We start from the raw sequence: 13,394 nt of genomic DNA on the forward strand, positions 1-13,394 counted from the left end.
CGATGACGACTGCGCTCGACACATTGCGATCCGCCAATGCCGAACTCCAGCAGACGATTGCAGAACTGATGATGACGGCGGTCGAGGATCGTCCACATGGAAGTGAGATCGCGGCAGTCGACGACCTCGCTGAGCTGATCTCGGAACTTCAGGCATCGGCGGCACGGGCCGGCAGCGAGCTCGCGGCGATCACGGACTCCCGCGACTTGCCCGGCGCCATGCATCGTGTCGGGAACGCAACCTCGGAATGTGTACTGCGGTACTGGCGTGATCTGCGTTCCTACGCCGCTGTAGCGCGACTCCGAGCGACAGCCCGAGGCCGCGGGACGGAATGGGCAACCTGGCAGCGGAGTCTTGAGGACTCTCAACTTCGTTGCGAGGCACCATTATTGCGGACGGTCGAGGCTGTCCATCTGTCATGGCGTGAGATCGGCGAGCTGCTCTGCCTGTATCTGCCACACGTATCCGAACACCCGGCGAAGGTATCCGCCTCCGCCGTAACGATTAGCACGAGGAGGTCGTCGTGAACGACAAAAGCACTAGCTATGTGGACGGCGTGCCCGTTGTCGACTTCGACCAGACTTTTCCTGTCATGGTTGATCACGATGGCGCTGGCCGCGACTCCTCAAGTGTGCCTGGCGACGTTGGCCCGCAGGTCAATTCCGCCCTCCGCGATTTGCTGGGCTGGCGTCCGCGCGTCGAAGATCCGAAGGCGTTCGTCGACGCGTTGACGGCGTCCTTCAGTCTTACCATGGTGCAGGGGCATGTCCAGGCACAGTTCGTCCCTCGTGGCTATGCGGTTCAGGCTGACTTGGGTGCAGTATCCGGCGGGCAGGCATCGCTGTACCGGCGTGCGACCGTGTTACGCACCGAGATGCTGCGCATCCTCGACGGGCTCAGCCCGCTGCGCACGGACGCCGATGTTCAGGACATGGAGGCATTCCGGACCATGGTTCGCGGCGCCGTCACCAAGGCGGTCGACGAGCTCGGTACTGCAGGTGGTCCTCGCGTTGAGGTAGTTGACAACTATTTCCTGTCCCTCACGGGGGCAGTCGAACCGGCCCCGTGCACGACTCCCGACACGATTGCCGGACAATTGGGCGCATTGCGTGACCGGTTCGGATTGCTCGACGAGAACGTCAACACTCCAGAAGAAGAAGGGATCAGGACGTCGTTCTGGACCCTAGTTGACATGCTTGTCGACTTGCATAACGCATGGCGAGCACAGCGTGTCCACTTCAGCGGTGGCGCCGGCCAGGGATTCATCGGCACCGAATTGATTCTTTTGTCACGGCTTATGGAGGCAACCGCCGATCAGGTTGACGAGGTCGAGACCATTCTCGACTCAGTACTCATCACGAGGTCGGAACGCAGGACGCTGGTGGTCATCCCTGACACCCAACTGACTCTCGACGGACTGTTCATGTGGATGCGTCAGTTCCTCACTAACGAAGGCCGTCGCATCGCCGAAGAAACCGGCCGTGACGGAATCGTCGCCGCGCTGACACCAACATTGCTGAACATTCAGGACGCATTCAGGAAATTTGCCATCTGGATCAAATCCACTGCGCAGAACAGATCAAAGCCTTGGGCGCCCTCGGTTCCCCCCGGTCTGCAGGCAGCTCGTGTGCGTATCGCAGTGGAAAGCACGAGCAGGCTGCTCAGTGACCTCGTGAGTGTCGCGCGGCGGATCGGCCGCTATCCCGCGGTCGTCCTGACGAACGTAGTGATCAGCAAGGTCGGCCGTCGCGATCCAATCTTCGAGGTCGAGGTCCGCGGCTTCAACTTGCGACCTACATACATCCCGGCCTTCGTCACGCGTTGCCTGCCCGCGGGAACTCCGATGGGCGAGCTCCGCCCTGATAAAGACTTCGTCTACCCGCTTGTTGGCACCGCAACCGCTGACGACGACAGTTTGGTTGCGCTATTCAACGTCAACGATATTCCGTTCGATCTGGTCACATTCCTGCCGAAGAGGGCGCGGGACATTCTCTACAGCGCCAAGTCGGCAATCGGAGGTGTGGCGCCTGCGGATGACTGGTGGAACGTCAATTTGCCTGCCGAGGATCTCCCGCTCGCGATCGTCGATGGAGAACTCGGCACCGTGGTGTACGCGCCGGAACCTTTGACGTGGCCGGCTCTCAATAAGGCTCGCGAACCATTGCCGTGGGAGAAGGATCCGTCAAAGCGGTGGGACGGTATCGCTCGCAAGAAGCCTTTCAGCCACGTCCCAACTTGCCCAGTTGACGTTCCTGATCCGACGCCATATCCGCCGCGCGATGACGACGACGGCAAAGTCGACCCAGGCCAACCTGACACTGCCGCAATGCAAGCCGCTCTCATGCCTGATGGGGAGCTCGATCAAGTCCACGGTGACGAGCCTGATTTTGCACAGCGCTCATACCACCGTCTCCGACCCAATTTGATACCTGATGCGCACGCTGAGAGGGCGGGAGTCGAACGGGCTGAACCTGCAGCCGATGCTGTGAAGGGCGACGGCGATCCGCCAAAGCCAGAGAAGGCCGCCTTTGCGGCACCGAGAGGGCAACAGCAGGCCACGAAGAAGGTGGCCAAGAAGGTCGCCAAAAAGGCCCCAGCCAAAAAAGCTACGGCTCCGGTCCGATAACAGCCACTGCTGAGGGAAGAGGACGTAATGCTTTCTGAAAAGGAATACCAGGAGCGGCTGGATCGGATTCAGGCGCTGCGAGAGCGACTCGCGAAGCGGCTGTCGGGCAGCCTCGTTTCCAATCCGGCACTGGCGGAGGAGCTCAATGGGCAGATCGACGATCTGGTCGAAGCCGCCACCACTGCCGACGGGGACAAGCCCACCCCGCCCGACGGCGGCCTCGCCGCCTTAGTCGGCCTAGGACCGCAGGCGGCCCAGCAGTTCGGCGAGGCGCTGACGCCGCACGGGGTCGTGCCCTACGACGAACAAGTCAACTCCGAACGCATCGTCGCTGTCGGCGATTTGTATTACCTGTATCAACACGAACAGATCGGCGTGTTCAAAGTTGTCCGAAAACTCAAGGAGCTGTTCGAGGCCGGCGCAGTGCGCCTGTCGGCAGGCCCGGGCGCTTATCGCCTGTACCAGTTTGACCGGCGCGATGTACTTCGCTACACCCGCAAGGATCGCGTCGACGCATATCGGCGGGTGCTCGGCTACGGCCGCGGGCTCGGTTCGGCGCAGAGCCGACCAAACACCGACTTTCACATGCTGTTCGGACATTTCGTCAATCAGGTGACGTTATTCTGGCGCGACAAAAGGATCTCAGATGTCATCCGCGAGCGGGCGCTTGACCCCAGCTTCGGGTCGATCGCGGTGGTGCGACGGTCTGGGCTCGATCTCCGGAACAATTTGAAATTCACCTCATTCGGCCACTTGAACGTCATGCGGGTCGAGCTGATGCAGGTGCTCGACGAGGCGTTCAAAATCCTTGGTTCGCCCGATGTAATCGATCTGTTCGGCGCCGACAACGCGTGGGATGTCGTCGACGAGGTTCTGATCCGTTACTTCGACGAGCGGCTGCAAAGCTCGCCCCGCCAACGGATGGCAGTCACCGGACGCGATGTGCTGCGCTGGCTAGCGGGTCCACACATTCTCGAGACGGCACGCGGCGAATTCGAAGCCCTGCTGATGCAGATCGCCGAACCCGCCGAGGAGTGGCTGACATCCGCCCAGGCGATGAGCCTGGCTCGGCGCACCGGCAGCGACCGCGTCATGCCATGGGAGCAGCTGGGACAGTCTGGAATCGCCACACCGGTGATGGAACGCAGCCCCGTCACGATCCCGCCGATCATGCAACCGCGGCGACGGATGCCGAAGCCCGTCTACCCCAAGCGCAACGGTCGCGGCACCTACCGCGGCGGACGCGGCGGCCGCCGCGCGTCTGCCTATCCACGGCCGTAGTTCGGACTCAACGTGCGGCTCGATGACGCTCGTCGCGCTGCGCGACGGGACGTACCCGTCGCGTTGGGCGGACTCGAACAGTGGCTCCGAATCCCTTCAATCAGCGGCGACCCTGAACATCGCCGCGACGTCGCAACCGCAGCGAACTGGATCGCCGCTCGATTCGCCCGGATGACCAAGGCCGTCCGAATCGTACGGTGTGCACATAACCCGGTAGTGCTGGCCCGAATCGGGGCGTCGCGACCGGTCGCGCGCTCGTTAATCGTCTACGGCCATCTCGACGTTAAGCCGCCGGGGCCCGGGTGGACGTCTAAGCCATTCGAACCAGTGCGCCGTGGGGACCTGCTCATCGCTCGCGGCGCCAGCGACGACAAGGGTCAGTTCATGGCTCACGTGGCAGCGGTCGAGGCCTGGACTTCGGTCGGGGGTCCGCCGCTGGACGTGGTTTTCGTTGTCGACGGTGCTGAGGAAGTGGGCAGTCCGGGCCTGAAGCCGGTCCTCAACGAACATCGCGATCTACTCGGCACCGACGCGGCTGCAATCCTGGTCTCTGATACAAAGATGGCGGGCCCGGGAAGGCCGTCGTTGACGGTGTCGCAGCGCGGCATGCTCGGGCTCAAGGTCGTGGTGTCGACGGGCCGAGGTGGCGTCCACGCAGGCCGCTACGGCGGGGCCGTCATCGATCCGACCCAAGTCCTCGCCGCCGCGATACTCCGCGCCGCATGCGTCGTTAACCGTCTCAGAGGCTTGGGACGACCGCCCGGACCAACCGACGCCGATGTGCGGTCAGGCGCGGCGGGGCGGGCGGTGCACAGAGACCGGTTGGCGGAGCGGTCGACCACATGCGGAGCGTTGACAGTCACATCCTTCGAATCGGGTTCGACAGCGGGCGCGATACCGGCAACAGCGAAGGCGACGCTCGATATCCGGATACCGCCCCAAATGGTCGTCGCCGATGTATTTGGCGCGATCGCTGAAGCCCTTCACGAAAATAGCCAACCGCGCGTCGACGTCGTGCTGACCTGCGTCGCGGCGACCAGCGGTGTGTTGATGAAACAGCCACCGACGGTTCGCCGGAGTGTCGACCGCGCATGCAGGTTAGCGTTCGGCCGACCTGCGGTAACTGTCTCATCCGGTGGTTCGATACCGGCAGTCGAGCTACTCTTTCAGGCCTTTGGACGACCACCAATTCTGCTCGGATTTGGGCCTTCCGATGATGGTGCGCACGGGCCGGATGAACGAATTCATCTGGCCGACTGGGCGAAGTGCGTCGAATCATCCATATGTCTTATGGATTTACTGTCACGAAATTGCGAGGATTATTGACGAGTCATCGCGACAAACCGCGGCAACAGCTCCTTATATGCGCCTATTCCGCACGGCAGCCGGGGCACCGCCGCTACTAGAGGGGGTCGTTTATGTCGGATCGCGATAGTGCTACTCGCCGTGTTTCGGTGCTCAATGCGGGCGAAGGACCGCCCTCCAGTGCGCTCCCAGAGGGCCTCGATACCCGAACGGCGACGAAGTTTGAACCAGACGGCGATGTCGCGAGCGATCGTCTCATGAGCGTCGTCGACGAAGTTGCCGATGCAATCCGACTAGGCGTGTGCCGCGCGAACGAGGTTGCAGGCGTACTGCTCGACTACACCGTGGGCGACGTCCGTTGCATCTTTGTCGAACTGGAGCCGGCCCGCCTGATATCGCTTAGCCCACGCGAACAACAGATCGCTCGAATGGTTGCCCACGGTCGAACCAATCAGTCGATCGCCACAAGCCTTTCGATCAGCGTTTGGACCGTGTCTACCCACCTCCGGCGGATCTTCGCGAAGCTAGCGGTATCCAGTCGCGCAGAAATGGTTGCGCATTTGCTCGCCGATCCGGATATGGCGCATGTGATCGAACGCGGCTATCAGCCAAGCTGCGACACCTGACTCCTCCTCGATCAAGCGTGCAACTGACGAATCTCCGCAAACTGATTCAGCAACAATGAAACCTGAGCTCCCGCTTGCGTCTCGGTGAGACCTGGGTCCGGCGGGCGCGACTTCTGATATTCGTCACCCCGGTCCTTTTCTTGGGATCGGTAGCGCCAGCGTCCCTTTTGACTGTGTCTCAACCGCAGACCGCGGAACACACCGTCGAAAGGACCGACCCATGAAGCTCCCCGCCGCACTCGAGACCCACGTCAACCGCGTCGACCGTCAGCGCGCGCTGATGATCGGCATCAGCACCGGCCTGGTGGCCTTCTGGTCGGCCTACCGCGTCTTCTGGTCGCTGTACCTGAGCCTGAGCTACGACTTCCTGTTCGGCTCGCTGGTCATCTCGATCGTCCTGTGGGGCGTCATCGGCGTCGCCGCCGGCATCACGTCCGCGGCGTTCATCCTCCGCTACACCAACTACCCCGAGGATCAGCAGCAGCCGAACGTCTGACCCCCGATACCGCCATCGCCCCGCCGGTATGTCCGACGGGGCGATCGGTGTCAGATGTTGGCGTTACCGGCCTTCCACTGCTCCCACGGAATGTTCCAGTCACCGAGCCCGTCGGTCCCCGGCAACGGCGACCCCACGGTGTTGACGATCTCGACGATGTCCCCGCGCTTGGCGTTGTCGTAGAACCACTTGCCGTTGCTGGTGCTCACGTTGATGCACCCGTGGCTGACATTGCTGTAGCCCTGGCTGCCCACCGACCATGGTGCGGCGTGCACATAGATGCCGCTGTAGGAGATCTGGGTGGCCCAATCCACCTCGGTGCGATAGCCATTCGGCGATTCGACCGCGACACCGTAGGTCGACGAGTCCATCACCATGTGTGCGCGACGGTCTCCGACGATGTAGGTGCCGTTGTTTGTCGGCGTGCTGTTCTTGCCCATGGACACCGGCATCGACTTGATGACCTCACCGTTGCGCTTCACCGTCAGCGTCTTGGTGTTGTCGTCGACGGTCGTGACGACCTGGTCGCCGATCGTGAACGAGGTCGAGACGTTCTCCTGACCGAACAGGCCGTCGCCGAGATCGACACCGTAGGTGTTGACGGCCACCTCAACCTTGGTGCCCGGCTTCCAGTACTCGGCCGGGCGCCAGCGCACCTCGCGATTGCTCAGCCAGTAGAAGGCGCCCTCGACTTCGGGTGTGGTCTTCACCGTAATGGCCTGTTGTGCGGCAAGGCGATTGGGGATGTTCTCGTCGAACCGGACGGCGATGGGCTGCCCCACCCCGACCACTTCGCCCTCGTTGGGCAGCACGTACGGCATCGTCAAGTTCTCGGGCGAATGCGTCTCGAACGACATCTGCCGTTTGGCCACCCCGCCGAGACCGAGCGACTCCGCAGTGAGCGTGTAGCGCTTGTTGTAGCCCAGCGGTTCAGCGGTCTCCCACGTCAGGCCGTCCTCGGACAACTGCCCCTGCACGGGCTTGCCGTTCTCGTTGACCATCGACACCGCGCCGAGGACACCGAACTCCGCGCTGACCGTCACCGGCGAATCCACACTCACGCCGACCGCGCCGTCCTTCACCGAGGACGTCAGCTTGGGCACCAGCAGATCGCCGAACGGGGTGCCCTTCTCGTCGATGACCGCAGGTGCGGCCGACTCGGTCCCGCCCCCACACGCCGTCATCGCCAGCGCCATCGCGGGAACCAGCACGACGGCAGCCAGCCAGGCCCGCCCGCGCCGCGAGCGCGTCGCCGTGTTGTCCTGCCCCATAGTTCGCTCCACCTTCTACACAGACTTGTCGAGGAATACCCACAGGTGATTCCCAGGATCGTTGGGACCGATTCTACGGTGCATTTCGCATGCGCACATGAACGCGACGTTGCGATCGAGAAGTGCCCTGACGAGGGGATTCTTCGGTGATTTCCGTCCTGCGCCGCGGGCCTGTTATTGTCTCACACGCGCGCCGTTAGCTCAGTTGGTAGAGCAGCTGACTCTTAATCAGCGGGTCCGGGGTTCGAAACCCTGACGGCGCACCACCAGAAAAGCCCCGCCGAGGCGGGGCTTTTTCGCTGTGGCTCTACAGCGTTCGCGCCAGGCGGGCCGCCAGCAGATCGGCGAAACGCGCCGGATCATCGAGCGCACCACCTTCGGCCAGAAGCGCCGTCCCGTAGAGGAGTTCGGCCGTCTCCGCGACCGCCGGATCGTCGGGACGGTCCTGATGGGCCTGACGCAGCCCGGTGACGAGCGGATGGTCCGGGTTGAGTTCGAGGATGCGCTTGGCGACGGGAACGTCCTGCCCCGACGCCTTGTACAGGCGCGCCAGGGCCGGGGTGATGTCGAACGCGTCGGTGATCAGGCAGGCCGGCGATTCGGTCAACCGCGACGACAACCGCACCTCCTTGACGTGCTCGTCGAGCGTCTCCTTCAGCCACGACAGCAGATCGGCGAAGGTCTTGCCCTGCTCCTCGCGCTCGGCTTCGCGCGCCGAGCGCTCCTCGTCGGATTCCAGGTCCACCTCTCCCCTGGCCACCGACTGCAGCGCTTTCCCGTCGAACTCGGTCACGGTCTGCACCCAGACCTCGTCGACCGGGTCCGTCAGCAGCAGCACCTCATAACCCTTGGCCTTGAACGCCTCCAGATGCGGCGACTTGAGGATCTGCTCCCGTGTCTCCCCGGTGGCGTAGAAGATCTGCTCCTGGCCGTCCTTCCTGCGCTCGACGTAGCCCGCCAGCGTGGTGGGCTCCTCGTCGCCCTCTATGTCACTACGGGTCGACACGAACGACGCGATCCGCAGCAGCGCGTCGCGGTTGTCGGCGTCGGAGAGCAGACCCTCCTTGACGACACGGCCGAACTGCGTCCAGAACGTGCGGTAATCCTCCGGACGTTCGGTCTGCATTTCCGCGATGGTCGAAATGACCTTCTTGGTCAGGCGCCGGCGGATCGCGGTCACCTGACGGTCCTGCTGCAAGATCTCGCGAGACACGTTGAGCGACATGTCCTGTGCGTCCACGACACCCTTGACGAAGCGCAGGTACTGCGGCAGCAGCTCGTCGCAGTCGCCCATGATGAACACGCGCTTGACGTAGAGCTGGATGCCGACGTGCGCATCGCGGTCGAAGAGGTCGAACGGCGCCTGCGACGGGATGAACAGCAGCGCCTGGTATTCGAACGTGCCCTCGGCCTTCATCGCGATGACCTCGAGCGGTTCGTCCCAGGCCCGCGCGATGTGCCGATAGAACTCGGTGTACTCCTCGGCGGACACCTCGTCCTTGGGGCGCGACCACAGCGCCTTCATCGAGTTGAGCGTCTCGGTCTCCACCGTGACCGAGTCTTTCTGGTCCTCGCCACCCTCCTCGGCGGCAGGGTTGCGCCGCTCCACCTGCATACGCACCGGCCAGGAGATGAAGTCGGAGTACTTCTTCACCAGGTTCCGCAGCGTCCACTCCGCGGTGTAGTCGTGCAGCTGGTCCTCGGCGTCTTCGGGCTTGAGGTGCAGCGTGACCGACGTGCCCTGCGGCGCATCGGCGACGGCGGCGATCGTGTAGGTGCCATCGCCACTCGACTCCCAGCGGGTGGCCTCACTCTCCCCTGCTTTGCGGGTGAGCAGCTCGACACGGTCGGCCACCATGAACACCGAATAGAAGCCGACGCCGAACTGACCGATGAGCTGCTCCCCGGCGTCGCCGGCCTCCCCGCCGGGTGCCTCGCGCAACTGCTGGCGCATACGTGCCGTGCCCGACTTGGCCAGCGTGCCGATCAGCTCGACGACCTCGTCGCGGCTCATGCCGATGCCGTTGTCACGGACGGTCAGCGTGCGTGCCTGCTTGTCGGTGATGAGCTCGATGTGCAGATCCGAGGTGTCGACCTCGAGGTCCTTGTTCCGGTACGCCTCGAGCTTCAGCTTGTCCAGGGCATCCGAGGCATTCGAAATGAGCTCGCGCAGAAAGGATTCCTTGTGGGAATACACCGAATGGATCATCAGATCCAACAGCTGCCGGGCCTCGGCCTGGAATTCGAACTGCTCCACATCCGCGCTCATGACGTCCTCCTCTTCTCTTTGCGCAGTGGGATCGTGTGGGTCTCAGCGCCGCGGCGCACCCGGCCCGGGCTGACCCGTCAACGGGTTGGGGGCGGCACCGGGCTGTCCCGGATGGTGCTGCTGCTGATGCGCCTGCATCGCCTGGACGAGCGGATTTTCTTTCATCAGCGAGCGGCGATCGTCGTCGCTCAGTTCGTAGAAGGTCCACATGGCCCACGCGGCGGGCCGCACGTACAGCGTGACCTTCTGCCGCTTGCGGTTGTTCTGGGGCAGCATCGCCGGAATCGGCACCACCCGATCCAACGTCACGGCGCTGACCAGTTCCTGCGCCAGCTGATCGACGTCGGTCAGATCCTGAAGTTCGTACACCGAAGCCTGGTGGCTGGGTTGCGACGGGCCCTGCAGGGCGAGAAACCACGCCATCGCGCGTCTCCTTTGCTCGTGGTGGATCAGCCGTCAGCGTAGATGACCCGGCGCTGGTGCCGACGCCCCTGTCTGTCCGCGGAATCGCGCACCCGTTTTTGACGATCGCGAAAAATAATTCGGTTCCGGACGACGAGCGTTGCATAATGTGCTAGGAGTCACTGAGACGAGCGGATATCGACTCATGCGTCAACGTCGAGATGCGGCCCGAACATTTCCTCAGTGCGCTACATGGATAGTGATTGCGCTGGCCATCGGCTACATCGGGTGTTACTGTGCCGTTAGCTGATCACAACGGAACCGGGGCCTCCCCGGTCGGTGTCGGGGAAACGAGGAACTTAGCTGATGTCAGGGCTGATGGAGCCGTCGGTGACCGCAGCCGCGCCAGATGGCGCGGGTGCGGACGCAGCCTCGCAGCATCCGGTGCTCGTGCACAGCTGTAGCCGGATTGGCCGCGTGGCCAACCCGCCAGGGTTTTCCTTCTCGAACTGGTTCCGCTCGGCTCGTCGGCGCTGAACCGTCAGCGGTGGACTGTCAGCGGCGCGCGCGCCGCACCACCACCACGAGCACCAGCACGCCGACGCCTGCCAGAGACAACGCCACCGGCGGCTTCTTCACGAAGCGCACCGCACCTGCTTTGAGATCCTCGGCGAGCCGACGCGGATTGGCCCGCGTAGCCAACGAGTCGACAGTCAGAGCCAACTGATCGCGCGCCTGATCGATCTCGGCCTTGATGGTGTCGGGATCACGATCCGCCACGTATGCCTCCGCCCGTCTGTCGGTCCTGCCGCACTACCCTAGTTCAGCGGGCGCCAAGCGCAGCGCCCGGTCGCGCATCGATGCCACAGATCGAAGGAGAGCCACCAGCCATGTCGCAGACTCCCCGCCTCGAGGTGGGCGATCAAGCCCCCGCATTCAGCCTCCCCGACGCCGACGGGAACACCGTCAAGCTGTCGGACTACACAGGCCGAAAGGTCGTCGTGTACTTCTACCCCGCCGCTTCCACCCCCGGCTGCACGAAGGAGGCCTGCGACTTCCGCGACAACCTGGCCGAGCTGAACGGCGCCGGGCTGGACGTCGTCGGCATCTCCCCCGACAAGCCCGAGAAGCTCGCCAAGTTCCGGGACAAAGAAGAGCTCAATTTCCCGCTGCTGTCGGATCCCGATCGCAAGGTGCTCGAAGCCTGGGGCGCCTATGGCGAGAAGACGATGTACGGCAAGACCGTGCAGGGCGTCATCCGCTCCACGTTCCTCGTCGACGAGAAGGGCAAGATCGAAGTGGCCCAGTACAACGTGCGTGCCACCGGTCACGTCGCCAAGCTACGGCGCGATCTGTCCGTCTGATCCGAGCTTCGCGAGCAGCCCCAGTTTCGCCAGTAGCAGAGCTTCCGCCGTCGCGGCGCGTTCCAGAACTCCCAGGTGCAGGCTCTCGTTGATGCTGTGCGCCTGGGTGTCTGGGTCCTCGACGCCCGTCACCAGGATCGTGGCGTCGGGGAATGCTGCGGCGAAGGCCGCGATGAACGGGATCGAGCCGCCCACACCGGTGTCCACCGCGTCGCGACCCCACGCCTCCCGAAACGCCTCGCGCGCCGCGTCGTAGATCGGTCCGGTGGCGTCGATGGCATAGGGCTGGCCGACGTCGCCCGGGGTGACCGTGACGCGCGCACCCCACGGCGCGTGCTGCTCCAGATGCCGGGTCAGCGCGGCCAGGTGCTCGCCGGCGTCGCCGCCAGGGGCCACGCGCATGCTGACCTTGGCCCGCGCCGACGGGATCAACGTGTTCGACGCCTTGGCGATCGGGGTGGTGTCGATCCCGATGACCGTGATCGCGGGCTTGGCCCACAGCCGTTGTGCCACTGCGCCAGAACCGATTTCGTCGACACCGTCGAGCACCCCGGTGTCGGAACGCACCCGTTCCGGGGTGTAGTCCACGTCCGCCGCCGTTGCCTCGTGCAGGCCCTCGACGGCCACATTGCCGTCGTCGTCGTGCAGGCTGGCCAGCAGCCGCACCAGCACCATGAGCGCGTCGGGCACGACGCCGCCCCACATACCGGAGTGCAGGCCGTGATCGAGTGTGGAGACCTCGACGATGCAGTCGGCCAGGCCGCGAAGCGACACGGTCAGCGACGGGGTGTCGGTGCTCCAGTTGTCGGAGTCGGCGATCACGATGACGTCGGCGGCCAGCGCGTCCTTGTGGGCCGCCAGCAGGCGCGACAGCGACGGTGAGCCGGATTCTTCCTCACCCTCGACGAACACCGTCACGCCGACGGGCGGAACCCCACCGTGGGCCCGGATAGCCGCCAAATGTGTTGCGATACCGGCCTTGTCGTCGGCCGTACCGCGACCATAGAGCCGGCCGTCACGCTCCGTCGGCTCGAACGGCGGACTGTGCCAGGCCGCGGGATCGCCCTCTGGTTGAACGTCGTGATGCGCGTAGAGCAGCACCGTCGGCGCACCCTCAGGTGCCGGATGGTGAGCGATGACCGCGGGCGCGCCACCCTCGGAGACGATCCGGACATCGCCGAAACCCGCCCCGGACAACAGCTTCGCCACAGCCTCGGCGCTGCGCGTCACCTCGTCGCGGCGCTGGGGGTCTGCCCAGACGGACTCGATGCGCACCAGATCCTCGAGATCGGCACGCACCGACGGAAGGACGTCGCGGACCCGCTGAACGAGATCACTCATAGCGACGAGAGTAGTGCCGCTACCGCTCTTCGAGGACCGCGACTGCGGCCGCGGTGTCGGCCTCGTGAGTGAGTGACAGGTGGATCGTCACCTCTTTGAGGTGCTCGGCCACCGCGCCCGTCAACCGGACGCGGGGCCGGCCCCACATATCGGTGATCACCTCGATGTCGCGGTGGATCGCCTCCGGCAGCACCGGCCGCTTGGAGAACCGCGACCCCGACCACGCCTTGATCACGGCCTCCTTGGCCGCCCACCGCGCCGCCAGGTGGCGCGCCGCCGACGAACTCTTGTCGGCGGCGTCGCGCCGCTCCCCTGGCGTGAACGTTTCCGCGAACACCGTGCCCGGCCGATCCACCTGCTCGGCGAAGTCGGGAATGGAGACGAGGTCGATACCTATCCCGACAATGCCCACG

At 64.2% G+C, this 13,394-nt stretch carries 13 protein-coding genes and 1 tRNA gene; 8 read left to right on the plus strand and 6 right to left on the minus strand.

What is annotated here, in order from left to right; genetic code table 11:
- Positions 1-2: 2 nt before the first annotated feature.
- The 6 genes from ACZY1G_RS24135 to ACZY1G_RS24160 all read left to right on the plus strand — a co-directional run bounded on the left by ACZY1G_RS24135 (position 3) and on the right by ACZY1G_RS24160 (position 6,334).
- Entirely contained in the window at positions 3-527 is a 525-nt protein-coding gene (locus ACZY1G_RS24135; RefSeq protein ID WP_463823812.1) for a hypothetical protein, read from the plus strand.
- Positions 524-2,626: a hypothetical protein gene (locus ACZY1G_RS24140; RefSeq protein WP_463823813.1), complete on the plus strand. Its 2,103-nt coding sequence runs from the start codon at positions 524-526 to the stop codon at positions 2,624-2,626. Before ACZY1G_RS24135 ends, ACZY1G_RS24140 begins: the two co-directional genes overlap by 4 nt.
- 27 nt (positions 2,627-2,653) lie before the next feature.
- On the plus strand, positions 2,654-3,907 hold the full coding sequence (locus ACZY1G_RS24145; protein ID WP_463823815.1) for a hypothetical protein: 1,254 nt from the start codon (positions 2,654-2,656) through the stop codon (positions 3,905-3,907).
- Between the two features lie 171 nt (positions 3,908-4,078).
- Entirely contained in the window at positions 4,079-5,233 is a 1,155-nt protein-coding gene (locus ACZY1G_RS24150; protein WP_463823816.1) for a M20/M25/M40 family metallo-hydrolase, read from the plus strand.
- Positions 5,234-5,469: 236 nt separating this feature from the next.
- Positions 5,470-5,838, plus strand: coding sequence for a helix-turn-helix domain-containing protein (locus ACZY1G_RS24155; RefSeq protein ID WP_463823817.1), 369 nt, complete (start codon positions 5,470-5,472; stop codon positions 5,836-5,838).
- Positions 5,839-6,058: 220 nt separating this feature from the next.
- Entirely contained in the window at positions 6,059-6,334 is a 276-nt protein-coding gene (locus tag ACZY1G_RS24160; RefSeq protein WP_463823818.1) for a hypothetical protein, read from the plus strand.
- Between the two features lie 50 nt (positions 6,335-6,384).
- Here the strand turns inward: ACZY1G_RS24160 and ACZY1G_RS24165 are convergent, their stop codons facing one another.
- Positions 6,385-7,605, minus strand: a complete 1,221-nt coding sequence (locus ACZY1G_RS24165; RefSeq protein WP_463817668.1) for a L,D-transpeptidase — start codon at positions 7,603-7,605, stop codon at positions 6,385-6,387.
- 190 nt (positions 7,606-7,795) lie between these two features.
- On the opposite strand from ACZY1G_RS24165, the gene ACZY1G_RS24170 reads away from it, so the two are divergent.
- Positions 7,796-7,871: transfer RNA gene (locus ACZY1G_RS24170), tRNA-Lys, on the plus strand.
- A 41-nt stretch (positions 7,872-7,912) separates the two neighbouring features.
- Here the strand turns inward: ACZY1G_RS24170 and htpG are convergent.
- The 3 genes from htpG to ACZY1G_RS24185 all read right to left on the minus strand — a co-directional run bounded on the left by htpG (position 7,913) and on the right by ACZY1G_RS24185 (position 11,056).
- Positions 7,913-9,874 carry a molecular chaperone HtpG gene (gene htpG / locus ACZY1G_RS24175; protein ID WP_463823819.1) on the minus strand — a complete coding sequence of 654 codons (1,962 nt, stop codon included), beginning with the start codon at positions 9,872-9,874 and terminating at the stop codon, positions 7,913-7,915.
- A 42-nt stretch (positions 9,875-9,916) separates the two neighbouring features.
- Entirely contained in the window at positions 9,917-10,297 is a 381-nt protein-coding gene (locus ACZY1G_RS24180; RefSeq protein ID WP_463817671.1) for a hypothetical protein, read from the minus strand.
- 534 nt (positions 10,298-10,831) lie between these two features.
- Positions 10,832-11,056, minus strand: coding sequence for a DUF3618 domain-containing protein (locus tag ACZY1G_RS24185; protein WP_463817672.1), 225 nt, complete (start codon positions 11,054-11,056; stop codon positions 10,832-10,834).
- Between the two features lie 110 nt (positions 11,057-11,166).
- Between ACZY1G_RS24185 and bcp the strand changes: the two genes are divergently transcribed.
- Complete coding sequence (gene bcp / locus ACZY1G_RS24190) at positions 11,167-11,640, plus strand: thioredoxin-dependent thiol peroxidase (protein ID WP_463817673.1); 474 nt, start codon at positions 11,167-11,169, stop codon at positions 11,638-11,640.
- Here bcp and ACZY1G_RS24195 read toward each other — a convergent pair.
- Positions 11,617-12,981, minus strand: coding sequence for a M20/M25/M40 family metallo-hydrolase (locus ACZY1G_RS24195; RefSeq protein WP_463817674.1), 1,365 nt, complete (start codon positions 12,979-12,981; stop codon positions 11,617-11,619). The two genes, bcp and ACZY1G_RS24195, sit on opposite strands and share 24 nt — an antisense overlap.
- Positions 12,982-13,000: 19 nt before the next feature.
- A complete protein-coding gene (acpS, locus tag ACZY1G_RS24200) occupies positions 13,001-13,393 on the minus strand; it encodes a holo-ACP synthase AcpS (protein ID WP_110797910.1) in 393 nt (130 codons plus the stop codon).
- Position 13,394: the final 1 nt, after the last annotated feature.

The sequence above is a fragment of the Mycobacterium sp. IDUB_5 genome (assembly GCF_055419565.1).

What these genes read in the sequence shown, in the direction of transcription:
- ACZY1G_RS24145 (WP_463823815.1), top strand. Translation starts at nt 2,654, where the DNA reads ATGCTTTCTGAAAAGGAATACCAGGAGCGGCTGGATCGGATTCAGGCG.
- ACZY1G_RS24135 (WP_463823812.1), top strand. Translation starts at nt 3, where the DNA reads ATGACGACTGCGCTCGACACATTGCGATCCGCCAATGCCGAACTCCAG.
- ACZY1G_RS24160 (WP_463823818.1), top strand. Translation starts at nt 6,059, where the DNA reads ATGAAGCTCCCCGCCGCACTCGAGACCCACGTCAACCGCGTCGACCGT.
- ACZY1G_RS24155 (WP_463823817.1), top strand. Translation starts at nt 5,470, where the DNA reads ATGAGCGTCGTCGACGAAGTTGCCGATGCAATCCGACTAGGCGTGTGC.
- ACZY1G_RS24195 (WP_463817674.1), bottom strand. Translation starts at nt 12,981, where the DNA reads ATGAGTGATCTCGTTCAGCGGGTCCGCGACGTCCTTCCGTCGGTGCGT.
- ACZY1G_RS24180 (WP_463817671.1), bottom strand. Translation starts at nt 10,297, where the DNA reads ATGGCGTGGTTTCTCGCCCTGCAGGGCCCGTCGCAACCCAGCCACCAG.
- htpG (WP_463823819.1), bottom strand. Translation starts at nt 9,874, where the DNA reads ATGAGCGCGGATGTGGAGCAGTTCGAATTCCAGGCCGAGGCCCGGCAG.
- ACZY1G_RS24165 (WP_463817668.1), bottom strand. Translation starts at nt 7,605, where the DNA reads ATGGGGCAGGACAACACGGCGACGCGCTCGCGGCGCGGGCGGGCCTGG.
- bcp (WP_463817673.1), top strand. Translation starts at nt 11,167, where the DNA reads ATGTCGCAGACTCCCCGCCTCGAGGTGGGCGATCAAGCCCCCGCATTC.
- ACZY1G_RS24150 (WP_463823816.1), top strand. Translation starts at nt 4,079, where the DNA reads ATGACCAAGGCCGTCCGAATCGTACGGTGTGCACATAACCCGGTAGTG.